The organism is Paenibacillus ilasis (assembly GCF_043195395.1).
GTDB lineage: Bacteria > Bacillota > Bacilli > Paenibacillales > Paenibacillaceae > Paenibacillus_AQ > Paenibacillus_AQ lautus.
This window is the reverse complement of record NZ_JBHDJG010000001.1, coordinates 1,934,372-1,960,248: the sequence shown is the minus strand read 5'-3', so window position 1 is coordinate 1,960,248 and position 25,877 is coordinate 1,934,372. Positions and strand designations below refer to the sequence as shown.

Annotated in this window: 16 protein-coding genes; 1 reads left to right on the top strand and 15 read right to left on the bottom strand. The window is 52.9% G+C overall.

The window, feature by feature from the left end; all coding sequences use genetic code 11:
- Positions 1–4 precede the first annotated feature (4 nt).
- From iolD to ACETK5_RS09210, 8 genes are all read right to left on the bottom strand, one after another.
- A complete protein-coding gene (gene iolD / locus ACETK5_RS09245) occupies positions 5–1,870 on the bottom strand; it encodes a 3D-(3,5/4)-trihydroxycyclohexane-1,2-dione acylhydrolase (decyclizing) (RefSeq protein ID WP_394055222.1) in 1,866 nt (621 codons plus the stop codon).
- Between the two features lie 135 nt (positions 1,871–2,005).
- Positions 2,006–4,231 (bottom strand): glycoside hydrolase family 88/105 protein, encoded by a 2,226-nt coding sequence (locus ACETK5_RS09240; protein WP_326118333.1) that lies wholly within the window; start codon positions 4,229–4,231, stop codon positions 2,006–2,008.
- Positions 4,228–6,000 (bottom strand): hypothetical protein, encoded by a 1,773-nt coding sequence (locus tag ACETK5_RS09235; RefSeq protein ID WP_394055220.1) that lies wholly within the window; start codon positions 5,998–6,000, stop codon positions 4,228–4,230. Before ACETK5_RS09235 ends, ACETK5_RS09240 begins: the two co-directional genes overlap by 4 nt.
- Before the next feature lie 27 nt (positions 6,001–6,027).
- Positions 6,028–6,903, bottom strand: coding sequence for a carbohydrate ABC transporter permease (locus ACETK5_RS09230; protein WP_100537656.1), 876 nt, complete (start codon positions 6,901–6,903; stop codon positions 6,028–6,030).
- A 26-nt stretch (positions 6,904–6,929) separates the two neighbouring features.
- On the bottom strand, positions 6,930–7,832 hold the full coding sequence (locus tag ACETK5_RS09225) for an ABC transporter permease (protein WP_100537657.1): 903 nt from the start codon (positions 7,830–7,832) through the stop codon (positions 6,930–6,932).
- A 93-nt stretch (positions 7,833–7,925) separates the two neighbouring features.
- Entirely contained in the window at positions 7,926–9,554 is a 1,629-nt protein-coding gene (locus ACETK5_RS09220; RefSeq protein ID WP_394055217.1) for an extracellular solute-binding protein, read from the bottom strand.
- Between the two features lie 447 nt (positions 9,555–10,001).
- Positions 10,002–12,254 (bottom strand): helix-turn-helix domain-containing protein, encoded by a 2,253-nt coding sequence (locus tag ACETK5_RS09215; RefSeq protein ID WP_326118330.1) that lies wholly within the window; start codon positions 12,252–12,254, stop codon positions 10,002–10,004.
- A gap of 322 nt (positions 12,255–12,576) precedes the next feature.
- Entirely contained in the window at positions 12,577–13,617 is a 1,041-nt protein-coding gene (locus ACETK5_RS09210; protein WP_394055215.1) for a Gfo/Idh/MocA family protein, read from the bottom strand.
- Positions 13,618–13,808: 191 nt separating this feature from the next.
- Between ACETK5_RS09210 and ACETK5_RS09205 the strand changes: the two genes are divergently transcribed.
- The gene (locus ACETK5_RS09205) at positions 13,809–14,696 is read left to right on the top strand and encodes a helix-turn-helix transcriptional regulator (protein WP_394055213.1); all 888 of its coding nucleotides are present in this window, start codon (positions 13,809–13,811) and stop codon (positions 14,694–14,696) included.
- A gap of 173 nt (positions 14,697–14,869) precedes the next feature.
- Here the strand turns inward: ACETK5_RS09205 and ACETK5_RS09200 are convergent, their stop codons facing one another.
- From ACETK5_RS09200 to ACETK5_RS09170, 7 genes are all read right to left on the bottom strand, one after another.
- Complete coding sequence (locus tag ACETK5_RS09200; protein WP_394057371.1) at positions 14,870–17,239, bottom strand: DUF4962 domain-containing protein; 2,370 nt, start codon at positions 17,237–17,239, stop codon at positions 14,870–14,872.
- Complete coding sequence (locus ACETK5_RS09195; protein WP_394055211.1) at positions 17,236–19,479, bottom strand: heparinase II/III domain-containing protein; 2,244 nt, start codon at positions 19,477–19,479, stop codon at positions 17,236–17,238. The genes ACETK5_RS09200 and ACETK5_RS09195 overlap by 4 nt, the downstream gene beginning before the upstream one ends.
- On the bottom strand, positions 19,476–20,243 hold the full coding sequence (locus ACETK5_RS09190) for an SDR family NAD(P)-dependent oxidoreductase (RefSeq protein WP_100537663.1): 768 nt from the start codon (positions 20,241–20,243) through the stop codon (positions 19,476–19,478). Before ACETK5_RS09190 ends, ACETK5_RS09195 begins: the two co-directional genes overlap by 4 nt.
- A gap of 15 nt (positions 20,244–20,258) precedes the next feature.
- Positions 20,259–22,130 (bottom strand): cache domain-containing sensor histidine kinase, encoded by a 1,872-nt coding sequence (locus ACETK5_RS09185; protein ID WP_394055208.1) that lies wholly within the window; start codon positions 22,128–22,130, stop codon positions 20,259–20,261.
- Complete coding sequence (locus ACETK5_RS09180) at positions 22,127–23,194, bottom strand: response regulator transcription factor (RefSeq protein ID WP_394055206.1); 1,068 nt, start codon at positions 23,192–23,194, stop codon at positions 22,127–22,129. Before ACETK5_RS09180 ends, ACETK5_RS09185 begins: the two co-directional genes overlap by 4 nt.
- 91 nt (positions 23,195–23,285) lie before the next feature.
- Positions 23,286–24,863, bottom strand: a complete 1,578-nt coding sequence (locus ACETK5_RS09175) for an extracellular solute-binding protein (protein WP_326118325.1) — start codon at positions 24,861–24,863, stop codon at positions 23,286–23,288.
- Between the two features lie 125 nt (positions 24,864–24,988).
- Positions 24,989–25,861, bottom strand: coding sequence for a carbohydrate ABC transporter permease (locus tag ACETK5_RS09170; RefSeq protein WP_326113735.1), 873 nt, complete (start codon positions 25,859–25,861; stop codon positions 24,989–24,991).
- Between the last annotated feature and the right edge of the window lie 16 nt (positions 25,862–25,877).

The window sequence follows — 25,877 nt, the reverse complement described above, 5'->3', positions numbered from 1 at the left end:
GCCGCTAGTAGGGCCTTGCTTCCTTGCTTCGGGCCGCCATCTGGCGCTGCGCCTCGGTCACCTTGCTTGAGGCCGACACCTCCGGCACCTCTACGCGCCACCAGGACTCATAACCGTCGGTGTTCGTTCCCGGAACGACCGGAATCTCGATCAGCGTCGTCACGTTTTCCTTCTGCGCCAAGAGCAGCGCTTCATGCAGTGCCTCCGGCGTGTTGGCCTTGTAGGCTTTAGCGCCGAGCGCACGCGCGTGCGCGGCAAAATCAATCGGGAGGTACGCTCCGGTCAAGCGGCCAGTCCTCTCTTCGCGGCGTCGGAACTCATTGCCGAACCCGTCGCTGCCGTTGCTCCGCTGCAGATTATGAATGCATTGGAAACCGTGGTTGTCGAACAGCAAAATCGTTATCTTCCGCCCTTCCTGCAAGCTGGTGACCAGCTCCGAGTGCATCATCAGGTAACTGCCGTCGCCAACCAGCGCATAGACTTCACGGTCCGGCTCCGCGAGGGCCGCACCCAAGGCCCCGCTCACCTCGTACCCCATGCAGGAGAAGCCATACTCCATGTGGTACGTCTTCGGTTCGGAAGGTCTCCATAACCGGTGCAGGTCTCCCGGCAGACTGCCTGCCGCACAGACGATGACGGAAGATGGGGAGATGACCTCATTGATAACGCCAAGGGCTCTCGTCTGCGACAAGCCGTCCGGATGCTCGGCAGCGTACAAGCGGTCCACCTCGCAGTCCCACTCCGCTTTCAAACTGGCAAGCTCGCTATCTTCGTAACCCGCTTGATAGCCGTCTCGAGACAGCTTCTGATGCAGCGCTTTCAACCCTTCCTTCGCATCGGCAATCAGTGCTTCGCCGCCGAGCTTGGCGCCGTCCGCGCTGTTGACATTCAGGTTCAGGAACGATACGTCCTCCCTTTGAAACGCCCATTTGGAGGACGTTGTAAAGTCCGAATACCGGGTGCCGACGCCGATAATCAGATCAGCAGACGCCGCGACGCGATTCGCCGCCAGTGAGCCCGTTACGCCCATGGCGCCGAGGTTCAGAGGGTGTTTCCAGGAAAGCGCGCTTTTCCCGGCCTGCGTTTCAGCAACCGGGATGCCGAAAGCTTCCGCAAATGCAGTCAGATCCTTGGCAGCATCGCTGTAGTGCACGCCTCCTCCGGCAATGATGAGCGGACGCTTGCTGGCTGAAATCCGTTCCGCCGCACGCTTCAGTCCTTCGGCCGACGGCGGGCGGCGGTCGATGACGTGTACCGTTTTCTCAAACAGCGAATCCGGATATTCGTACGCCTCGGCCTGCACATCCTGAGGCAGTGCCAACGTAACCGCCCCCGTCTCCGCCGGATCGGTCAGCACCCGGATCGCCTGCCGGACGGCCGCGATAAGCTGCTCCGGCCGGGAAATCCGGTCCCAATACCGGCTCACCGGCTTGAATGCATCTGCGGCCGACACGGTGTAATCCGACGGGGCCTCAATCTGCTGCAGCACCGGATCAGGCTGGCGGCAGGCAAAGTTGTCACCAGGCAGCAGCAGTACCGGGATGCGGTTTACCGTTGCCGTAGCTGCGGCGGTGACCATATTGAGCGCACCGGGTCCGATGGACGAGGTGCAAGCCCATATCTGCCGACGGTTTTTTTGCTTTGCGTATGCCGCGGCGGTATGCACCATACCCTGTTCGTTTTTGCCCTGAACATAAACCAGGTCTCCCGGGCTTCGTTCCAAGGCCTCGCCAAGACCGGTTACATTCCCGTGTCCGAATATCCCCATCACCCCGTGCACGAATTTCGTCTCCACTCCATCAACAGAAATATACTGTGCATCCAAAAACTTCAGCAGTGCTTGCGCCATCGTTAATCGTGTCGTCGTCAACCGGTTCATCTCCTTTTCAGCTTTTCATTGTCGTTGCATCCTATGGATAAAGCTTAAATGTGAATTAAGCGCTTAACCTATTGGATCGAGGCGCTTACCAACTAAGGGTTAAGCGCTTTACAGAAAGTGTATGCCTTACTGGCCGCCCAGCATGCCTTTCAATTTTATGATTTCCACGCCCGCCAGCATCATGATGCCGGTCCCGTGATTGTCATTCACCACCGTGAGCAGATCATGCTTGTAATAATCCCCGGTAAAGGAATATCGGGACCCGCTGCATACCCCGTGCACGCTGCCGCGGCGGTCGATGGCTTTTCCGGTCAGCCCCTGCCATGCCCGAATGGCGGCATCGGCGAACGGCGCGGGATTCTCCAGCCAGCCGAACCGCACACCTCTAGCAAAGGCATAGGTGAACATGGCCGTGCATGAAGCCTCTTCATAAGCATCCGGATCGATGATGACCTGCCTCCACAGTCCCGATTCTCCCTGGTAGGAAGCGATCCCGGCACACAGCTCGCGGAAAAATTCAATCAGGGCCGGCCGATCCTTATGATCCTCCGGCAGGCGTTCAAGCAGTTCGGACAAGGAGAACAGGCTCCAGCCGTTTCCACGTCCCCAAGGAATTCGGGTTGCCTTCCCGTATTTGAAGTCAAACACGTGGCTCATCACGCCTTCCTCCGGCATAAACAGGTATTCCCGATACCTCAGAAACTGGTGGGCCGCGTCATCCAGATAAGAGGAATCGCCTGTAATCATGGCATACCGCGACAAGAACGGCGTGCTCATGTACAGATCATCCGCCCACATCGTATCCGCAGAGTACTCCGATATGCAGAGACGGTAGAATGCACCGTCCTCCCGGCGTTCTAGGCGGTTCGTCATAAAGTCCGCTATACCTTCTGCCACATTCAGATCGTCCGGATTGCCGCTTTCCATGTAGGCTTCCAGCATCGCGGAGCCGAAGGAACCGCAGTTGTCCAGCATTTTGATCAGTACCAGCTGATGGTTAATGGACGGAAATCCATACGTATCCCGGTCCCAAACGGCGTATTCGTACCATGAAGTACAGATGTCGATATGCGCGCGGGCATATTCCGCCATATCCGGCCGCTTCAGAACTCGCGACGTCTGAAGCAGGCCATACATCGTCACCCCAAGCGGATAATCCCAGCGCCCGAAATTGCTAGCAGAGCCGGAGGTCCATTTATTGCTCAGCATCGCATTCTCATAAAACGGCCTGACCCGGCGACCCGGCGCATCCAGGGACCAGCCAATCAAACCGCGGCCATCCGCACGCGGGAACAGCCTTTTGACCGAGCACACCTCCTCCGGCGTTTCCTCCTTCTCGTCAGCCAGAGGCCCCGCAAACAGCCAAGGAGAGGGTGCGCCCTGTACCGGAACCGGAAGCACAAACCCCAGCACATTCTCTGAACTGTAGGCCTCAAGCTCAAATCCCCAGCCGGACGGCCCTCGGCAGCTGCGCACGAGAAGATCCCCTCGGCAGGCCGCAGCAGGAAGCTCACAGCCAAAGTCGCCTCCCTCTTGAGTGTCCAGTACAGGCTGCCCGCCGATCCATATCTCCGTCCGCCCCAGAGCGCGGCCTCTAAGCACAACATGGTCAACGCCTGCCGGTACATTCAGCCGGCTCCAGGCATAGCCTGCTGCCTGAAGCTCAGGCAGTCCGAATAATCGCTCAAAATTCGGCTTCGCCGCTTCTTCCTCGCTCCAGCCTGTAACCGGGAGCCAACGAACACCGGTCTCGCCTTCTGTTCCGTGCGCATTCGGAAAGATGCCGCTTTCGCCGAACATGCCGGCAGCCAAGGGTCCGGCGTAAACCCAGCCGGCTGCTTCCTTCCGGTTCGTAAAAGGGGACAGCACCTGCAGAATTCTGACCTTGCCCTCCTGGGCGCCAAAACGGCAGCCAAAGCCAGCTTCGGTCCAACGCGCCTCGATCAGCAGCGTATTCCAGCCGGGTTTCAGAACAAGCGAAATGACGATCTTGGCATCCGGCTTCATCTCGTCCTCGGCTCCCGAGCGGTACATCAGCTGATCGTTCAGATAGAAGCGTACGGGGCTGAACGGCAGGATCCCGGCGTCAATCGAACGCTCATCGTCGCTCCATACCAGACCGAGCGCATAAGCGGCTTCCCCCTGCTTCGCATCCCGGAACCGTTCACCGAAGTCCAAATCATAATATCCTTCCTCTGTCTGAAGAATGCCCGTTTCGGCGAACGACCGCAGCGCAAACGGAATTTCCGGGTTTGCCCCGATGTAGCGGCCGGCAATGGTCTTCAGCATGCCGGCATCATCATCGCCCATCCAATACCGGATGCTTTCCCGGGCTTCGATATAGCTTGTCATGAAGATACGCCCCCTTCCGTTCGAGCGTGTTCTGCCGCTGGAGAAAGCTTAATATGAATCTCCTTCACGAACGGGGTCACCATATTCAGCAGCAGCGTTCGGAAGCCGAGCGGATATGCTGCCTCCCGGACGCCCGCCGCCGTGTGCTGAAATCCAGCGCCGCTGATTTCCATCCAATCGCCGTCCATTTCGTAACGGATGCTCCCTTCCATCCAGAACTGGGCATCCACGCCGGCGGGAGCAAGCTCTCCGCCGTTAAGGGTTCCGGCTGCCGGAAAAATGAGCGAGATCTGCGACACGACCTCCTCCGGCTCCGTCGACGAAACAACCAGCTTCCAGCCATCGCTCGCTTCTACCACATCCACCTCCACCTTGTGCCGCTGGACATGAGTCTGCGGACGGCAGTGATGCGGCAGCAGATACCAAGGGCTGATGTCTGCCTTGGCACTTGCAGGCAAATCTGCTTCCGGCACCGGTCCGTTGTAGCCCTTTTCCTGTTCGCCGGATAGCCGATATCCATTCTCCAGCGTCGCCAGCCGGCTCATCTTGACAAAACCCGGGTCGAAATAGGAAGCGAACTGCACGCCCAGCAGACGAGCCGCTCCATGACGAATAGAAAAGAAGGAGGACATCTCCGTGCTTACGGTCACGCTGGTATGTCCTTCACGGATTCGCGCAACCGAAGCGCCAAAATCCGTGTGCATCCGGCTGTAACGGATGACACCGTGATGGCCGGCACCCGCAAATCCGGACAAGTAACGATCCCTTGGAAAATCCGCGTTCAGCACGACCCTGTAATGGTCCGGCATCGGCGTTGTCTCTGCACCCTGGCGCTGTAGCACCGGATCCAAGAGCAGCCGAACGGCTGCGTTGGTTGGTGCTCCGCCGGGATGTTTCAGCAGAGACAGCGACTGTTCCGCCATACCTTGAAATACCGGGTCGTGGTCTAGGGAAGCCATCATCAGACACGGCAGGAAATATCCCGACATATCGAAGCTTTGACCAAAATCCTGCCGCCCGGAATATTCCGTGACGATCTCCCCGTCAGGATGAACCAGATAGGACATCATCTTCAGATTGGCCCGGACCGGTACCAGAAGCTCCGGCCGCTTCAGCAGCCTGGCCGCATGAATCAGCATGACATCGCTGACGACGTTATATATCCCGTTGCTGCGCTCGGTCCATTCCCCGTCGCCCGTGGCATCCATACCTTCTGAGAGCCACGCTTCCGCCCGCTTCAGGGCATCTGGCGAATCAAACAGCTCATTCAAGAACCCCAAAGCCGCACAGATCACCCACCGATGGTTCGGCGTGTGGCAGCCTCCGGTGATCAGCGCAGGCAAGGTGCGTTCCAGAAACAGCAGCATATCCGCAGCCGCTCCCTTCAGCTCCACCCAACCGTCAGCCAGAAGCAGCTGCGCCGCTTGCGCGTAACCAACCACGACGAAGGCGGTATCCGGAGGAGAATGAAAATTGGTCCAGCCCGGCGAGATCGTACCGTCGCTGTGCTGAGCCTCCAGCATATAACGCGCCGCAAGCGTTAATCTGCGCGCCAGCTCCCTGCTGCGGTAATAGTCGGATGCCGGATTGCAAAGCGCGGCAGCCCAGATCGCCATGGCGGTCGGTGTCCCGCTGTTATGGTTAGGCGAAGGCAAACCGTTTTCGACGGTACGAACCCCGCCGAACCAGCGGTGCCCCTGCTCTATAATCTGACGGTCCATCCCCTCCCGAACCCAGCTGTCATTTACTTCAAAAACCCTGTTATACATATACGATCCTCCTGATATCCGTCGTCCTTAGCCTTTCACGGCGCCCAGCATCACGCCGCTGACGAAGTAACGCTGCAGCCATGGGTACACGATGAGAATCGGCACCGTGGCAAATACGACGCTCGCCGCTTTCAGGCTTTCCGTGGTTGCTCTGACACCCGCTGCGGGTCCCTCGTTGCGGGTCAGATCCGTAATCATATTGTTCTGTACCAATTGATACAGCTTCAACTGGAGCGGATACAGCTCTTCGCTTGTAATGTACAGCAGCGTATCCTGAAACCCGTTCCAGCGCCCGACCGCATAGAACAAGCTTAGTGTCGCTATGACCGGCAAGGACAGCGGCAGAATAATCCGAAGCATCGTTCCGATCTGACTTGTGCCGTCAATCTCAGCCGCTTCCTCCAGGCTTTCCGGAATTCCATTAAAGAACGAGATCAGGATAATCAGATAGAACGGACTGATCAGTCCCGGAAGAACGAGGGCCCAAATCGTATTCAGTAAATTCAGGTCTTTCACGAGAATATATTCCGGGATAATGCCTCCGCTGAAGAACATGGTCACAATGATGATAAACATGAAGATCTTGCGGCCTTTCAGCTTCTTTTTCGTCAGCGGATAAGCGGCAATGATGGTCATGATCATGCACAGCACCGTTGTCAGCAAAGTCAGCGTGATGGTAAAGCCAAGTGACCGGATCATGCTGGAATCGGAGAATACGGATTTGTAAGCCTGAAGGCTGAACTCCACCGGAAACAACGTCACGTCACCGGACGTTACCGCACGGTTCGAGCTGAAAGAAATGGCGATAATATGGAAAAAAGGGGCCAAACACAGAAGTACAAAAACCGTAAGCAGGATCATGTTGACGGTATCAAAAACACGGTTCGACGCTCGCTCGCTCATGTGTGATACTCCTTTCTGCAACAACGTTAAATGATGGACTCGTCTGTCAGTTTTTTGGATGCATAGTTGGCACCAAGGATAAAGATCAAGCCAACAACAGCCTGGAACAGGCCGACCACCGTCGCAAGTGTATACTGCCCGGATTCCAGACCCGTACGGTAGACATAGGTACTCAGCACGTCGGAGTAATCCATGACGGCTTTATTGCCAATGACAAACGGACGGTCAAAGCCGATCGAGATCATATTTCCGAGATTGATGATAAGCAGTGTAACGACCGTCGTCTTCAGGCCCGGCAGCGTGATATACCAGATTCGCTTGAACCTGCCCGCGCCGTCCACTTCCGCCGCTTCAAACAGCTCCTTGTTGATGCCGGTTAGGGCAGCCAGATAGAGAATGGTTCCCCAGCCTGCGCTCTGCCACACACCCGTCGCCAGGTAGGTGATGAGCCACGTATTTTTTTCTGTTAGAAAAGGTACCGATTCAAAACCGAGCGCCATCAGCATGTTGTTGATCATGCCCGATTGCGTGCCAAACACCTGGTATACAATGCCGCCTATAATAACCCATGAAATAAAATGGGGAATATACAATATCGTTTGGGATAAACGTTTGAACCATCGGATTCGGAGTTCATGCAGCATAATGGCCAGAATCAACGGGGCCGGAAATGAAACCATGAGGTCCAGCAGATTAAGCATCAGTGTGTTACGCAGTGTTTTATAAAAGTCCTGTGTCTGGAAGACTTCTCGGAAGGCATCCAGTCCAATCCATTCGCTTCCGGTTATACCCTCAAAGAAATTGAAATCCTTAAAAGCAATCTGAACGCCCCACATCGGGCCGTATTTGAAAATGATAAAGTAGACCAAAGGCAGAACAAGCAGTGCATATAGTTGCCAGTACCGGCGCAGGTAAACGGTTCCTCTCATCTGAATCATCCTCTCCTTGCTCATGACGCCGGGAGCGAGGGGACGGCCTCTTGTATATAGCCGTCCTTTCCCTTGTCCCGCTGCGGATTGCCTTTATTCGGATTGCATTTCCTGATAAACCTTGGTCCGCTCATCAAGAATCGCCTGGCCGCCGCTGACCATATAATCCTTCATGGTAGCTTCGAACACTTTCTCGAAGTCTTCCGGTTTCGCCATCGCCGTCTTGACGATCATCTCTTCATATTTAGCTTGGAGGTTCGTGCCGTATTTCGCCTCAGCTTCGATCGGTCGGTCAAAGTTGACCGGCTTAAACGTATCCGTTGCCGCAATTTCAACGGCCTTGCGGTGCAGATCCTGGAACTTCTCCGGGAAGTTGGTCGTCAGCTTCTCTCGGTTCTGTGCCTCGTCACCTACAAAGTTGCCGTTAGCGATAATGGCAATGTCGCCGGAGTTGTAAAGACGATCAATCACATCTTGAGGAGCGTCGGTCTTCATGACGGGAATGCCGTCCACCATTTCATAGTTTTCGCCTTCCACGCCGTTTTGCAGAGCCAGCAGATTGTCAGGATCCGCCATCCAGTTCAAGTATTTAATCGCTTCTACAGCATGGCTGCTTGTTTTCGGAATCATGATATACATGCCGTTTGGCGCATATTCAGGCTTCGCGCGCTTGCCTTCGGAGTTGGTGAATGGATCGATCGGTTCCAGTTTGGCATCCGGCTGGTTTTTCAGCAGCGTATCATAGGTGCCGTCCGCGTAGTACAAGTTCGGATAATCCTCTGTCATGAAGCCAGTGAGGCCATTAGTTACATCCTGGGTCAACTGCTTCTTGTCTTCGTCCAAACTGAAGTCACGGCTGATCAGCCCCTCATTGTACAGCTTGTTGAAGAATTGAAGCGCATCCTTGAAGCCGGGAAGCAGGGTCGGATAGTCATTGGCCCCGAGCTTTTGGAGCTGCGTGTACTTCTGTTCTTCCGTGGTCGGCTGGATAAAGGACCAGATTAACGGATCGTATTGAGCCGGTTCGATTGTCATGCCGAAAGGAATGACCTTGCCGCCGGTTTCGCCCGGATCCTTTTCTTTAAAAGCTTTCAAGACCTCGTACAGCTCATCCGTGGTTTGTGGCACGTCCATGCCGAGCTTCTCTAACCAGTCGGTACGAATAAAGGAAGAATACTTACCCAGGAAAGCCCGCTTGCCAGGAACGGCAAACTGTTTGCCCATGTACTGGCCGTAACTCATCGCGTCCTCATCGAGGAATTCCTTCAGGTTCGGACCGTGCTCGTTGATCAGATCGGTTAGTTCCGTCAATCCGCCCTGCTCCGCGTAGCGATTGAAGGTCGGGGTATCGTACGTAAAAACGATATCCGGCACGTTGCCGCCGCTGGCCATCAGAACGTTCAGCTTCTTGATTTCCTCCGGACGGGGTACCGGTACGAATTCCATTTTAATGTTGTTAGGAGTTCCAAAGTTGTCCTGGATGTATCTCGTTAGGTAGCTGTCGGTTATGGTGTATGGCTTCGGTGTATTGCCGCGGTCAAAAATTTCAACCTTCAGCGTGACCTGCTTGCCGTCATTAGAGCCGGAATCTCCGCTTCCGCTTGAGGTATTGGTGCTGCTGCTCGAGTCTGATGAACAACCGGATAATACGACCGTTCCGGCCAACAGCATGACGAGCGAGAGCTTTGCGAGCTTGCCCCATTTTTTCTTGCTTGCCGCCATAGTTACATCCCCTTTTCTTATTTGGATAATTGCCCTGACGTTCGCGCCGTTCTTTTAATTGAATATATCCTGCGGCTGCATCCCTGCGCTGCTTTGGGATCCATTCATGTAAGCGCTTAACCTCTTGGGTGTCCTCAGTATGCCTCAGAGGCCCGGGAATGACAATAAACCAAATTCCAATCGACAGAACCCGCATGGTTACAAGGTTCCTCCGTTTAGCAATGACTATTTTCGTATCATAAACTGTTTTCACACGACCGCCTTAAAGCCTTGCTGCATGCATGGTTTGATCCTTACGTGGAATATCTCGCCAGATGATGTCCTGGTTTGAAACATGCCGTAATTTTGCGGAAATACGAAACGGGTGCTGCTCCTAGTCGGAAATCTCTGCACCCGCTTCATGATAAACTATAGTCATAAACTGCTTTCGCAATCCGAGCCGCTGATTTAAGATCCCGGCTCCATACCAGAAGACGGCTTCATCTTCAGCTTGCGGTAATCTCCCGGCGTCACACCGGCCGTCCGTTTGAACACCCGCCCGAACGTTATGGCGTTTGCATACCCGATTTTCTCCGCAATCTCCTGTATGGAGAACTCGGTCTCCGCCAGCAGCTCCTCCGCCCGCTTCATCCGCAGCTGAACCAGGAAATCAACGAACTTCATATCGTATTCCATCTTAAACAGATAGCTTGCGTATTTGCCGGAAATCTGAAAACGGTCACTAAGATGCTTCAGGGACAAATCCGGATCTTCAAAATGCTCTTCGATATAGTGCTTCATCTCGCTGATCATGGCCCGGTAGCTTTTGGTTTCGCTAAGCGCAACGTAAGTACGGTAAGTTTCCGTTAACTGATCGCCGATCCTGCTCTGCAGCTCCTCCAGGGTCGCTGCTCCCGCCAGCATATGGTCTTTGCTCTCCGAAAGCTGATTCCGCAGCTCGCCGGATAACACCCCAACCTCCCGGGACAGCAGCTGAAGCATGCTGTTGACCAGAGAACGGATGATATCATCCTTCAGCCGCTCCTCCTTGAACGAAACGAACATATCCTGCAGACGGGTTCTCCAGCCATCGTTATTTAAGCGAAAGTCCTTGACCAGCTCTGAAATTTCCGTCAGATAAGGAAGCAGGTGACTTAAATCCTCCTTGGAAAGCTCATCGCCAACCAGGACGCCATGATCCCCCATCACCAGTCTATGGCCGAGCGCCTCCGAGGCGGAGCGGTACGAGGCCCCGACCTCATGAAGCCCGGTGACCGTGCTGCCTAGCCCGAAGCTCAAAGGCAGACGAAGCTTTTCCTCAACCCAGCCGCGGCATTCCTCGGCAGCGTGGATCAATGCTGCACGAGTCTCACCTTTTACCTCCGGCAGCGCGATCAGAATACCGACGCGGCTGCCGGAGATCCATTCGAGCCAACTGTTGAAGCCGGCATTACGTGAAAGCTCCTGGAACACGTTCATCAAGGCAAACTTCAACACGTTCTGGTCCCGAGCGGTATGAACATCCTGAAAGCCGCTGTAATCATTGATTTCACCGAGCATCATAACGTAGCCCTCCAGTTGCTCCGGCAGGGTCATCGGGGTCAGCTCGCTCATCCGGGATTGCAGCTCCTCTTCGTGCTTCTGCCCGCCGATCAGGTCCATAAACAGCTGACTGCGCTGAAGCTGGAGATTCTCGTCCTGCTTTTTGTCATAATCCATGGACCTGTTGATCAGGCTTTCAAGCGCGCTGTCGATCACGGATAATTCATCCTTGGCCGCCTGCGGCATGTTCAGCTGAATGGATTCTATGCGGTTCATTATGGCTTTGATCGGCTGATAATTCCGCCTGCTAATATAAATGATGTAAATAACGGCAAGCACCACGGTAACGAAGCCGATAACGACCCAAATATAGGATACGACGGACACCCAGGCATAGAGCTGGCCCGCACGGAGACCGCTTTCAAAAGTCCATCCCAGCTGTTCCGATTGCAGCGTTGTCAGCACCTTGCCTTCTTTGCCCCGGTTATCCTCTCCCGTCTGGGATGCTTCGAAGATCAGCTCCCCGCTGGAATCCAGAATATTCAAAAAGGAAACGCTGTCATTTATCATCGGATTGATCATCTGCTCCAAGCGGTACATGCTGACGTTTATCACCAGCAGCCCCTGGCTTCCGAAGGGGAGCGGCAAATTTTTGTACATGGAGATGACCTGCTTCGGTTCGTTCTCCCCGAGACCCGTCATGGAGCGTACGGCCGACCAGCCCCGATAATCGTGGTCCTTCACGGCGTGCTCGATAAATGAACGGTCCGGGAACGACGAGAGGGAGCTCTGTCCGCTGGTGGTCAACACGGACTGATCCGAATGACGGTACAAATAGACCGATTCAATCATGTCGCTGTCCGTTTGCAGCACGCGAAGTCGTTTCACCAGCGAGTACATCAGATTTTGGTCGGATGACGGGGTACTGAACAGATAGCTTGAGTATAGGGAACTCGTCTCCACTTCGTTCAGCACGTTCATCTCAATGGCATGGATGGAGCGGTCCAGGTCTTCCATAATAAACCTTGTGGAAATCCCGTTTGCTTTGGCTGCCTCTTCGCGTGAGGCCTCATTAAACATGATGAAAGAAAGAAACACGATGATTGTAATGGTAATAAGGAAAATGGGAAAATAGGAAAGAAGCAGCTTGCGGTACCAGTTTTGCTGCAAAGAGGTCATTCCTTTCTCTTCCAGGTTAAGCGTTTTACTTATGCTTGTGCTATATTGTAGCACGGCTTTGTCCCTCTCTGGAAGAGGGGTGTCTTCGAAGGAAGGACCACTGGAACTTTTTCATTCTTCCTGCTTCATGGATCATTCGCACCGAAAAGGCAGGTACTGTCTAATCTTCTCTACACGGTACTTAAAACAAAAAAAAGCCGCGAATCCGCGGCTTCATTTACCCTATTTGCTTTCGTCCCCAACCACACCTGCAAGAGCAGGCTACCGTCCAGCCAAGACCAAAGTTGTATCAAAATGTCGAAAGATTACTCACCCGTTCCCTTCAACCCTTCATGAACTCCGATATCAAGACTTTCCGTCCCGTCTTGGCACTCTCCAATGCAGCCAGCACCATCGCCATGCTGAAGACGTTGTCGCTGCAATCCGTCTCCGGCTTGATGCCGGCTCCGAGAGCATGAAACATATTTTCCAGGCAGCCGTGATGTCCGGTCTTCTCCATTTCGGGCAGCGTCCCTTCAATCCGTTCATACTTCCGGATAAAGTTTCCTGATTGATCCCCTTCCGCCACGATCTCCGCATAAATATCATCATGGCCGTCCCAGATCGCAGTCCCTTTCTCTCCCGTTACGCGCCATGCGGCCTCCCAGGAGGTCTGGGCGCCTTCGGCGCACCAGGAACCGCGGTAATTGAACACGGAGCCGTCCGTCATTTCATAGATGCATATCGCCATCGCGTTTCCGGCATACCAGGAACCCGGCGGGTTAAACTCCTGACAGTACACGGATACCGGATCGGCTCCGCTGATCATTCGGGCTTGATCGAAGGTGTGAATGGCCATGTCAAGCAGCAGGGGACTGTCCATCAGGTCCCGAAACCCGCCAAAATGGGCGCCAAGGAAAAAATCTGCCCCTATGAACCCGGGCTTTCCAATCACTCCACTTTCAATCAAATCCTTGAATGCCCTTATTCGAGGATCAAATCGGCGGTTTTGCATGACGGCATGCGTTCTGCCTGCCGACTCTGAGAGCCTCACAATATCCAGGCATTCCGTCATCGATTCCGCTAACGGTTTTTCGCTAAATACATGACACCCGTGCTTAAGCGCTGCCGTGCTAATCCCATAGTGGCTGGCGGGAATGGTCACATCAAATACGATATTCGCTTCGCTTGAAGTAAGAGCCTCCGTAATATTGGTATATGTGGGACAAGAAAGTCCATGCCGATCGGCAAATGCCTTTGCAAATTTCTCCTGGATATCCACGAGGCCCACAATTTCAACGTCCTCTCGCCCTTTCGCATATTCCGCCCATGTATTCGCCATACTGCCGCATCCTGCTATCACAACTTTATATGTCGTGGTCATACTCGCTAACTCCCCCTGAATACGTCATAATGTTGTAAACCGCTTACAATAATACATCCTAAACTGTTGTCATCATTCCAATATTGGCTTAATGTAAATGAAGCAACTTCATTATAATGGCGAAACTCAACAATTTCTCTATACAACCTTGTGCATTACCACTCTTATCTTGCGGTCCGAGGTGAATTCACATGTCCAATCCAAGAGAGCTTCATGAAAATACGAGACTTGACTATAAAGCCTATCCTGTGCAGGTATTTAATAACTTCTGCTCCCATGCCAAATCGAAAGACTGTATCCTGTATCTCCACTGGCATGAACACTTTGAGATCATTAGCATGCGCCAAGGGCACGCGGTATTCCATATTGATACAACTCCGTATGACGTAAAGGCTGGAGAAATGATCATCATCCCCGGCGGCAGCCTGCACGTGGGATATGCCCTTGAAGATGGCGACGTGCGTTTTGATTGTGTCGTGGTGAATGCATCCCTCTTTAACGATTTCCTTCATGATCCGATTCATGCGCGTTATGTCGCTCCCTATATGGAAGGCCGGCTCCGTTTCCCCGTCAAGCCTGCCGAGAGCCACCCAGCTGGCGCAGACTGCTATCCGCTGCTGGATGAAGTGATTGAAGAGCTGGTTGCCCGCCGTCCGGCCTATGAGCTCATTGCCAAGTCCAAGCTGTACACGCTGTTCGTTCTGCTGGCACGTACATTTATGCCCACACCGTTCACGGAGAAGTCGGCCGAGCCGTATTTTGCGAATCGGGATCGTTATAAAAAACTCATTCAGCACATCGAGAGCAACATCGGTGAGAAATTGTCGGTAGAGACCGCCGCTGCAGAGGTCGGTTTGAATCCGTTTCATTTTTGTAAAATGTTCAAGCGTTTAACGGGCCGCACGTTCGTGGATTACGTCAACCTGACCCGGATTAATGAAGCGGAGAAGCTGCTCCGTGAACGGTCGTTGACCATCACGGAGATTGCCGGCATCGTCGGCTGCAGCAACCCGAATTATTTTACCAAGCTGTACAAACAGTACAAGAGCATGACGCCTTCTCAGGCTAGGCAGTTATAGATCCGGGTTCCAGAACACTCCTCAGCGAACGATCTGCGGCCATGACCTGTACGAAAACGCCAGCTGAATCATAAGCATGGTGACGAATATGCAAAAAAAGACTCCACATACAGCAGCTTTCGCTGAAGTTGAGTCTTTTTGTGAATTCTGGATCGAATCAGCGCCTCTAAGACCTAATATGCCTTAGGCACTTCGACCTTTCTTGTGTTCCCGTCTTCATTGGTGAAATAGATATGAACCCCATGGTCCTGATCGTCCAGAAAATACGAGACGTATTTACTCTCATGTGCCTTCATGGGAACCAGGAGGGTCGCGATGCGATGGCTTGTGGCTGATTTCGTTTCAGCATGCAGATGCCACTGGTTATCCAGCCCTTCAATCTCTTCGGGATCGACGTCAGTGAATTGATTATGCTGATTCAGCGATAGATCGCCTGATGAGCAGTACACGAATCGCCCTTCCATTTCCGCTTTGCTGCCCATCACCCGAAACGTCTGCCCGGACAGCTTCATCCGGTTCAGGGTATGAAACAGCCACTCGATGCTGGCTGGCTTGGCAAGATCCACCGTATCCACGATGACAAAATAAGATTCGTCAAAAAAATAGATCTCGCGCACATACCGCTCCAGATAAGGGACATTCTCCCGATAGGCCTGCGTAGCGTTCATACGGGCGTACCCATAACCCGATGACGCAGCTGCTTGCTCGACCTTTCCGCTGGCTTGGATGCAAAGCACCTTATCTTTTCCCGCATACTGACCATGGCCATCAATGAGAATATTGTTCGTGGAACGCGTCTGCCTGCGCCAATTCATATGCATCGTGCTCCCAAAAGCGATGTAATATCCACTTTCAATTGCGAGAGGTTCACCATACGCGTGCAGCAGGAATCCGTTCTGGTCACCGTGACTGTGGCTCATGGAGCCGTAACGGCTGCTCTTTGCAAGCAGCATAATGTGCTCATCCGGATCATCCATGCGGTGATGCATCGCCACCCAGTCAATATCGCGGAACCATTTGACGGATTGGATGGTTCCATCCTTTGGTTCCGAGACGTTATCTAAAGAAAACGGAACGGTAAGTGAAGGAGAAACAGCTTCCACCTGAGGGTAATCATGCCGATACAGCATATCGTCAAAACGGAAATCCCACCAGCCGTAATTGTAGAACTTGGAGTCGGCGTCCGTATCCGCCTTGGCTACTTGTTCATAATACCACTGATATAATCCATTCCCTGTAATGCCTGCAAACTGGCGAATATTAAAAGCCGTCTTCAGACTGACGGGTTCGCCGAGATAGGACTGGTCCCCGAAGCTGGCCCGGATCGTATCCGGACTGCTGCAGTAGAGTGGGAAATCGCCCGTGCGCCCAAAGAACGGCCGTCGAAAGAAATCGATGGCTACGTAGTTGCGAATGAGATTGAGCGCATCGATCACAAATGCCATGCCCGTTGTCCAGTAGAGCGGCCCTTCGGCCCAGCCTCCATCTTCTCCGCCCCAAGGCGAATAGAGGCAGGCGTAGTATTCCAAGGTGTAATCCAGCCATGTCTGTGCCTCACCCTCTTCATGAAGCATGGCAATACAGGCCGGAACAAGAACGGAGGACAACGAACGAACAGCATGGCTGTCATAAGGGACATGATGGATTTTCGAGCGCTCCATCACATGGAAGGCCACCTGCTCCGTACGTCGCAGAAGAGCTCCCCTGACGAGATGAATCTCCTCTGCGCTGAGGTAATCGTGGAGCCAGTCATATCCCCATGCAAGTGCACCCACCATCCGAAATGCGGCTTCATCGTTATAATCTCTGGACGTTGTACCTTCCGTATCCCACCGGGCCGCGTGGAGCAGCCACGTCTTCGCTTTGGCTATCAAAACATCATCCTGCAAAATGACCCCTGCCACGCTTAAGTGCCGGATAACATACAGCGTTTCTTGGCAATCCATGTACATTTTTCTCCACAGCTTGGCGACACGCTTATTGCCAGGATAACGTTCCGGTTCCGGAATTAACGGCTTATCCAGCCACGGAAGGACCGATTTCTCGTAAAAAGCGCGCCAGCCGCAGTAATCATCATCCTTTCGGAGACATTCCCGGAACGCTTCAATTCCCTCTTCGTCCAGCCATAACCGCGGATGACCGGTATGCGTGCTTTCGTACCGCTCCCCTCTGCCAGGCAGGGGAGTTTCGGGCAGCCCCTCCGGGACATGAAACATCCGGGATTGGCTCCATGAAGAACGGTTATGGTCCAAGTCTGGCGTATCCTCCACTGGCTCCCCGGTCAGCAAGGCATATCGCCAATAATAAGTACCCGGCTCCAGCGGTTGCTCCGGCGTGTATAAGTTATAGGGAATCGGCGATATCGTCGTTGTCGCTTCCGTTTCATACGAGGGCGAGGTCGAAATTTGCAGCATATAACGATCGTTCTCCAGCTGTCCCGGCATCCAGGTGAAACGGGGAGGATTCTCAAGCAGCTTACTCTCTTCATCCGGTTGATATGGCACGGACAACAATCCGCTTTTCGGTTCAAACAAGGTTTTCATCGAGTACCCCTCTCCTTCAACCCGTTGTTGGTCATCGTGAAGCTTCTCGCGGTCCTTCCATCGGACAGGCTGAGCCAATCCCCATCCTCTGAGCACGTCCATCCCATGGTGATCGGCTCATCGCCGGCACGATAGACGGCAATGAAGCGGGCTTTCGAATCTAATCGGTGAAGCCGGATTCCTTCCATGAGGTGGCTGGGATCGTCAGCAAGCCCAGGTGACTCTACCTGTGAGCATTCCATCCCCTCGAAGGCGATAAATGAGATTACCGCCAGCGGCCCTAATGCATTGGCAATGTGGAGATTGAATTGCAAGCCATCCTGGGACAAGACGCAGGTGCACCTCTCTTTTACATATGCGTATCCGTCTTCGTTTCCAAGATCCGTTTTAACGTGGCCTTGATCAGTATTTGGAAGTCCGCTCAGCTGCCCCATGCCAACGTAATGGAACCACCAATCCACGGCTTCCGGTTCATCCAATTCCACTTCAAACCAATCCAGCAGCCAATCTTCCGTCAATATCAAATGCCGGTCCAGATTGGCTTGATCGTAGGCCTCATCGGCCCGAACCCAAATATAGGAACGGTTTGAAGCGGATTCATACCGCATGCATTTGCCTTCTGCCGGATTCTGGGAACGGCCTCCTACCGAGACGGTATTGTGGCAGGCTGTATGGGGATACCACTCCTTCTTCAGGATCGAACCGTACGGTACGGTTCCACGGTCTGGTGAAAGAGGCTGGTTCCCGACATGAATCATCAAATTCATTTTATCGAAGTGACCATGTGATCCTCCATGAGGGCCAAAATCGACCAACGCATGAAGCCCATTCGAATGGTACGACTTTAACAGGGCGAATCCACTGTGAGGAAGAAAGACGGAAGGACTACACAGTTCGGGCAAGTCGTTCTCGTTTCTGCCTTCGATGTGCCATGCTTCATTACCATCATGTTCATAACCTGCTTGTTTTGCATGTTCTGCATCGCCTGCTGCCTGGACTTCTCGTGTAATTCGGACTTCGATGATGTCCCCTACTTCCCATACTCCTCCCGCTGTCTCCCTATGAGAACCTTTCGACTTAGAAGAAGCCACTCCGGATCTTCCATCCCAATGGCCCGTTCCGTATAACAGAGCTTCCAGCATGCCAACGCGGCCGGCTTCTCCATTCAGTTCACGATACACATTGTCTAGCAGTCGTTGATAGCTCTTGTTCCCATATACAGATAAACCGATTTCCGCTATTTCGGCAATTTCTCGCGCATACGGAGCCCTGCAATAAGGACCGTCGTGAAGTGCAGGCAGAAATCCGTTCTGGTCTGACAATCGAACCAGTACCTCCAGCATTCCCTGCATGGATTGGCCTTGCTCTCCTCTCAGGGAAAAAAGCTCTTCACCAACTCTGGCCCCCATTTCCGCAGCAATCAGGTAAGCACGGAGTACAAATACGTGGTAATACACGCTGCCTTCAAATTCAAGCTGATCCGGCCTGATGGCAATGCTGAGATGATGCCGCAGGCCGCCTTCCTTCACGACCAGCTGCCGCAGCTTCACCGTTTCGCCTTGTACCGCATAGATGCTGAACAGCGCGGCAATCAGCCAGGCGGTATAGTTGTTCTCTGGATTTCCACGCTCCCGGGTCAAAATATGATGATACTCCGTCATGCTGCTCTCCAGCATATACAGAAATTGATGAATCTTCCGGCGGTCAGCCTCGTCGAACGACACTTGCGCATCCTCCAGCAGCAGGTAGCCGCGAAGCAATGTCGTTGCCCAGATGGCCTCGGTCAAAGCCTGATGGAATGCGCGACCTTTCAGCATCCAGGGCTGGGCATCGGGATGTACAGGGTATAGCGGAAATTGCTCCGCATAGCGGACGATCAGCCTTTTTCCAAGATCGGCGTAGGCCTCCTCCCCCGTGCCTGCATAGACGGCGGCAGATTGCAGAACATATCGGGCCATGGCCTGATGCTTGAAAACCAGCCATGCTCCCCGATACGGTTCTCCTTCCCATTCGCAGCCATGCGGACAACGAAAGCGGCTGCAGTCAACTTCCAGCGGATCAAACACCAGTTCCGTATGATGTTCGGGACACACATATTGGTGCCACCAGCCGCCTGGGTCAACTGGAACATCCAGCCGCCGGTCGATGACTTGATCAAGCTCGGCCTTCAGGATATCGATTGTGCGTTCGCTCCAAGGATAGAATTTCGACTTCGCGTTGACCTTCATCCAATCCCTCATCGCATGAACATACCACCGTTAATTTCGATCGTCTCCCCCGTTAGATAAGAAGACAGCTCCGAGACGAGGAACAGAACGGAGCCAGCGACATCGTCCGGGGTACCCTCTCGGCCGAGCGGAATGCCCTTGATCGTTGCTTTTCGCGCGTCATCCGGGGTAAAGGTGGCGTGAAACGCTGTTTGTCCGATAAAGCCTGGCGATACGGCGTTCACATTAATACCGCTTGCAGCAAGCTCCTTCGCCAGCCCCTTGGTAAAGCTCAGGACGGCAGCTTTGCTGGCTGCATAAATGCTTGCGCCCGGTCCGCCGCCGTTATGTGCCGCTACGGAGGTCATATTGACAATGCGACCTTGACCTGCGGCTTTCATACCCGGAATGACGGCTTTGCTCACGAATACCGTGCTTTTCATATTTACATCCATAACCTTGTTGTATAGCTCCTCGGTCATTTCCGCATTCGCCAGACGCTCAACCAAATGCCCAGCATTATTAACCAGAATCGTAACCGGGCCGCCGAATGCCTTCTCTACTTCGGCTGCGAGTGCCTCTGCCTGCTCCACATGCGTGACGTCTGCTTGAAATGCATAAGCCTCGCCGCCTAAACTTCGAATCTCCGCTACGGCTTCTTCGGCAGCTTCCCTGCTGTTTAGATAGTTCAGGGCAACCTTGGCCCCGCTTCTTGCCAGCCTCAATGCTACCGCACGACCGATCCCTCCACTCGAACCTGTGACTAAAGCGATGTTACCCGATAAGTTAATATGCATGTTGATCCCTCCTGATTAGGTTTGCAGCTGTTTCAGTCTGCTTTCTTGTTCACGCACTCTTTCCATTCGCGGCATCGTCATGACGATGCTTGTGCCTTGATCCGGCGAACTATGAACCGTTATCCCGTACTCTTCGCCGTAAACCATCTGAATTCGCCGATGGACATTCACGATGCCGATGCCACCCCTGCGCCGCGCATGCATCCCCTCTTCATCATCGACCAGGCGGTTTTCCTCGAGCCTTTTGCGCAGTTTATAAAGCTTATGGTCCGCTATGCCTGCCCCGTTGTCCTCGACGATAACCAGCAAGTTGTCTTGTTCGATTCTCGTGTCGATCCGAATGTAATGCCATGCTTCGATCCCTTCCGGAAAAGCATGCTGAAAAATATTTTCGACAATCGGCTGTAAGGAGAGCCTGACCATCTTCTCCAATAGGAGCTCGGGCGGCGTCGCCACCTCGATCTCGAAATCGCGCCCGATCCGATGCTTTAAGATCATCATGTAATGCCGCACATGGTTCAGCTCGTTGGCAATGGTGATTTCCTCCAGGTTGGTCTGAATGGAATATCGAAGCATGAAAGCCATGGCCTCCACCATGTCCGAGATCTCGTCGGAATCCTGAACGATCGCGTAACAATTGATCGTTTCCAGCGTGTTGTACAGAAAATGCGGATTGATCTGTAATTGGAGCGCCTGGAACTCTGCCCGCTGGCGCTCCAGCTGGATGTCCTGCAGCTCCAGCTGCGTTTTCTGATTGTGGAGCTCCGTGTCGTACACCTGCTCGATCATATCGGACAAGCGGCTGACCATGAGATTGTAGCTATGGATCAATCCGCCGATCTCGTCCTCCCGCGGCTTCACATCGGTGATATGCGTCCAGTTTCCCTTCTCCGTCTGCCTCATCCCGTTCTTCAGATTGCGGATCGGGTTCACGATCGATTTGCCGAATCTATAGGCAAGAATGAGCGCTATGATCAGCGTAACGAAGCCTACGATAATGGTGGTGGACCGAATCCCCGAAATCGGTGCCCGAAGCTCATCCAGCGGCATCATAATGACGAGGCTCCAGCCTGAATACTCGGACTGGCGCGAGATGATCATCGCTTTCTCGCCTAACACCGGTTCAATGAAGCGATGATCGCCTTTGGCGATAATGCGCTCCGGCAGGTCGGTTGAACTAATTCCGTCCATATCCACGTGCTCAGGGGCATAGACCACTTCACCTTCGCGATCCAGGATGAAGAAGAAGCCCTGCTCCCCGAGATCGACGCCATTCCATAAACCCGACAGCTGATCTTCATTGAACTCAACCGCAAGCACGCCTTTCACGTCGTACGAGTTCATTCCCCGGATTTTGCGGGCAACCGTAATGACGTTGTCCCGATCCTGTTCCAGCAGGCTGGTCTTCAAAATGACAATCTCCCCGTTCCCCGGCGTCTTCTCCCTCAGTTCACGAAGACGGTCCGACGGATCGATCGACATGGCGGAGAAATTCTGATTCTGATCAAAAATCGACCGGCCATGAAACCCAAGAATGTACATCATATGGGTCTGGGTAGGGTATTGAATGAAGATCTTCTGAAAGACATCCTTTCGGATGAGATTGGTGAACCGGTAATGCTCATAGCTGTCGCTTGGGTCCATATCCAAAAATCGCTTCACCGAATCCTGGAGCAAAATCGTATTGCTGATTCGCTCAAACATCTTCAGCTGATTATCCGTTTGCCTTGCGGCGTTCGTGATGACGGTGGTCATATACTTCTCGACCTGTTCATCAATCGCTTCGGATGATTTGAGATAGAAGAATACGCCGACCGTAGATAGCGAGAACAATATGACGATAAAGAAGTACAAAAAGATTTGACGAGACAGGCTCTTGCGCATCATTCGATCCCCAGCAGCTCCCGGTATTCGGAAGGGGTATAGCCGGTGACCTTCTTAAAGGTTTTGGTAAAATGGGGATGATCCGCATACCCCACTTCGAACGAAATATCCGTTATTTTATAATGCGGAATGGCAAGGAGCTTCTTTGCCTTCTCCATTCGTTTCTTGATCCGATAATGGACAAAGGTCTCGTCCGTCATCTGTTTGAACAACTGACTGAAATACGACGGGTTGAGTCCGAGCATATCCGCAACCTCATCCAGCGAGAGATCGCGGGACAAGTTGCGCTCGATATAGGCTTTCGCTTCCTCTACAGGCTCCTTCGCATTTCCTTTTCTCTTCTCGCGTATGAGCTTTACCGTCTGATCCACGGCTTGACGAAATCTCTCGAAATAATGATGGTTTCCTCCGGGTTCCGACCCCGAAATGCCTGTCATACGCTCAAATGAATACACATCCCGACCGTTTAACTGCTTGATCAGTTTCGCGTACAGCTCATCCAGCAATTCCTGAAGCTGAATCGATTCGAGCCTGCGCTCGTTGCAGTAATCCTCGATTTCTTGCAGCTTGTTCTGGATATCGTTCATTTGTAAATGCCATACGGCCAGTTCCAGCTGCTCGAGCCAATCCTCCAGCTTGGAGAGCGGAAAATAAAACCGCTGCTTCTCCTGCATGGACTTTCGATCCGCCATCAATTTATTCATGGTGTTATGTACCACTGATTTGGTCACAGGCTTGAGCAGATATTCCTTAACCCCATACGACATGCATTTCTGGGCGTATTCGAAATCGCCGTAACCGGAGATGACAACAACCGTGATATCGCCGTATGTTTCATAAAGCTGCTTGCTTAGCTCCAAGCCGTCCATCTTGGGCATTTTAATATCTGTAAAGATGAAATCCGGTCGTGTTGTCTGGATCGCTTCCAATGCTTCCATGCCGTTTCCGGCCGTTGCCGCTTGAATCATAGCCGGATCCGTCTGCGTGATCAGTTTCGCCAAGCCCATCCTTATCATAGGTTCATCATCAACGACCAGAATGCGGTACATCACCCATTCCCCTTTCAAGACAGCGAGAGTAGTTTAGCTTTAGCAAGATACTCCTCTGCCAGACAAGCAGAGGAGTCATTCTTCAACACTATACTAAAACATGCTCCGCTTATTCGAAAGCGTTTTCTTTTTCGTTATATCGTTTCGTAGCTTCCTCAATAATCTCGCTCCCGCCTTTGGACAGATATTCCTCGAGCACCTTGCCGTAGTTATCGATAGGCTCCCTGCCGTATACCATGCGGAGCACATGCTCCAGAATCAGCGGCGGCAGTTCATCCGATTTCGGATTCAGCTCCGGATATTTCACCATCGCCTCCAGACGCGGATCGAATTCAATGCCGCGGCGGCCCTCTTTCGTAAGCATGTTATCAAAAGCATCAATCAGCTCTTTGCCGGAATCGGACAACTCGGATACGCGTTTGTTGTAGGTCGTGTCCTGCACCAGCCACAGCCAGTAGTTCAAATAACGCATCTTATCCGCACCTGCCGTGTCCGTTGGAACCTCGAAGACCGGCTTGCCGTCGGTTACCTGATAATCCTCGCCCTCAATGCCGAAGCTGAAGAACAATTCCGCATCTTCACTGACCATCCAGTTGAAGAACTTCACGATATCCTCCGCTTTATCCTTCGCCTTTGCGTTGATGAAGAAGGAACGCGTGACCGGATTGTAATGGGCATATCCCCCTTTACCGTCTGGTCCTACAGGGGAAGGAATCAGCGCTACTTTCGCGTCCGGCACATTCTCCTTCAGTTGGGTGCCCCAGATCGGAAGCTCATTCGCGTTCATGGACCACATGCCCGCTTTGCCGCTCGTGACAATGGATTTGAAATCCGCGCTTTCAATCGTCGCGAATTCCTTGCTGATCAATCCTTCCTCGTGCATCGTCTTATAGATCTGAATCGCTTGCTTCATGTTTTCTTCATCAAAGAAGGTTGGCTTTACCTTCCCGTCCGGGAATACCTTGAATTGGTTCAGGTAACCCAGCACGTCATAGGCACCGAAGAAGGTATCCGCATATTTGAAATTCTGACGTCCGGCATAAGGCTGCTCCACCCCGGCTTCCTTGAACGCGCGCAGAACATCCATCGTCTCTTCCACCGTTGTCGGGATCTCCTTGCCTACCTTCTCCAGGAGGTCGGTCCGAATCCATGTGGCCCGTCTGGACGGATTGGACAAGATTTCGGGAATTCCGTAGATATTGCCCGTCTTGGAATCCGTCATCCGCTTCCAGGCTTCCTCGGGGATGAACTTGAGCAGATCCTGCCCATGCTCCTGGAGGAGGTCGTTCAGCGGAAGAAAGACTCCGTTCTCTACGGCACCCGCCAGCTCGGGACCGCTGATTCCGCCAGTGCCCTGCACCACATCAGGAATGTCATTCGTTGCGAACATTTGCACCATTTTATCCTGATATTCGTTATGCGGAATCAGACGGATATCCAGGTCCGTATTCGTCATTTTCTCTAGCTCCAGCACGTACTTATCCTTGTTGATATCCGGATTTTTCTCAACGTAGGATACGTTAAGCGTCCGCATCGACATGGAAAATTTCGTGGCTCCCGCTTCATTCCCGCTTTGGCCGTCGCCGCTCGCATTGGCTCCTCCGCCTCCGCCATTGTTACCCGAACAGCCAACAAGCATGGCCAGTACGAGACCTGATGTAAGCGCACGTGTCCAGCTTTTTCTCATGAATACCCCTCATTTCAAGCTAATATAGTCGCTTATAATAGCGCTTTCAAACTTAATATCAGTATAGTGAGCCGTCTGGGCGGGAACAAGGAATGTCTTTGGCTCGGTTTGTCGTTTTTTTAGGGTTATTCTTTGATCGACCCGATCATCATCCCATGAATGAAGAAGCGCTGCAGAAACGGATACAAGAGAATGATGGGCAGCGTGGCTACCAGAATCACCGCCATCTGAATGCCTTGAACGGATTGGGAGCTTGCTTCAAATGCCATGTTGCCCGTATCGGTCAGGCCCTCGTTCACCAGAAGCTCCCTCAATTTTACCTGGAGCGGATACTTGGCCCGATCATTGATATAGTAAAGGGCGTCCATATATTTGTTCCAATTGGTCACGGAGTAGAATATCCCTACCGTCGCCAGCGCCGGTTTCGATAACGGAAGCACGATGCTCCACAGGGTACGAACCTCGCTGCATCCGTCGATTCGGGACGAATCGATCAGTTCGCTCGGAATTTGGGTGAAGAAGGTTCGAAGCACAAACAGATTGAATGCGCTGATCGCGGATGGCAGCATCAAAGACCACAGCGTGTTGACGAGATTCAGCTCGCGCATCAAAATGAATTGCGGAATCAGCGGTGCCGTGAATATCATGGTCATCAGGATGATAATCATGATTGTTTTTCGACCGACGTATTCCGGCCTGGAGAGCGGATACGCCAGCGAAGCGGTTGCCGCCAGATTAATGAAGGTTCCGAATAGCGTAATATAGACGCTGATCCCGAAGGCCCTCCAGATGGAGACATCGTTGAATACATGCTGATAGTAGGCAAAGGTGAACTCCACCGGCCAAAACATCACTTCTCCGCGATCGATAGCGCCCGGGCTGCTGAACGACTGGGCAATGACATTGAGAAAAGGGAGCAGCATGGTGAGGGCAAGAAAGGTAAGGAGGATATAGTTCAATACAAGAAACAGTTTTCTGCCTGCACTGTCATATTTCACGTTGGTTGTCACTCCC

Excerpts from the sequence above, each read along its gene's own strand:
- ACETK5_RS09240 (WP_326118333.1), bottom strand. The coding sequence starts at position 4,231 with ATGACAAGCTATATCGAAGCCCGGGAAAGCATCCGGTATTGGATGGGC.
- ACETK5_RS09235 (WP_394055220.1), bottom strand. The coding sequence starts at position 6,000 with ATGTATAACAGGGTTTTTGAAGTAAATGACAGCTGGGTTCGGGAGGGG.
- ACETK5_RS09230 (WP_100537656.1), bottom strand. The coding sequence starts at position 6,903 with ATGAGCGAGCGAGCGTCGAACCGTGTTTTTGATACCGTCAACATGATC.
- ACETK5_RS09225 (WP_100537657.1), bottom strand. The coding sequence starts at position 7,832 with ATGAGAGGAACCGTTTACCTGCGCCGGTACTGGCAACTATATGCACTG.
- ACETK5_RS09220 (WP_394055217.1), bottom strand. The coding sequence starts at position 9,554 with ATGGCGGCAAGCAAGAAAAAATGGGGCAAGCTCGCAAAGCTCTCGCTC.
- ACETK5_RS09215 (WP_326118330.1), bottom strand. The coding sequence starts at position 12,254 with ATGACCTCTTTGCAGCAAAACTGGTACCGCAAGCTGCTTCTTTCCTAT.
- ACETK5_RS09210 (WP_394055215.1), bottom strand. The coding sequence starts at position 13,617 with ATGACCACGACATATAAAGTTGTGATAGCAGGATGCGGCAGTATGGCG.
- ACETK5_RS09205 (WP_394055213.1), top strand. The coding sequence starts at position 13,809 with ATGTCCAATCCAAGAGAGCTTCATGAAAATACGAGACTTGACTATAAA.
- ACETK5_RS09200 (WP_394057371.1), bottom strand. The coding sequence starts at position 17,239 with ATGAAAACCTTGTTTGAACCGAAAAGCGGATTGTTGTCCGTGCCATAT.
- ACETK5_RS09195 (WP_394055211.1), bottom strand. The coding sequence starts at position 19,479 with ATGAGGGATTGGATGAAGGTCAACGCGAAGTCGAAATTCTATCCTTGG.
- ACETK5_RS09190 (WP_100537663.1), bottom strand. The coding sequence starts at position 20,243 with ATGCATATTAACTTATCGGGTAACATCGCTTTAGTCACAGGTTCGAGT.
- ACETK5_RS09185 (WP_394055208.1), bottom strand. The coding sequence starts at position 22,130 with ATGATGCGCAAGAGCCTGTCTCGTCAAATCTTTTTGTACTTCTTTATC.
- ACETK5_RS09175 (WP_326118325.1), bottom strand. The coding sequence starts at position 24,863 with ATGAGAAAAAGCTGGACACGTGCGCTTACATCAGGTCTCGTACTGGCC.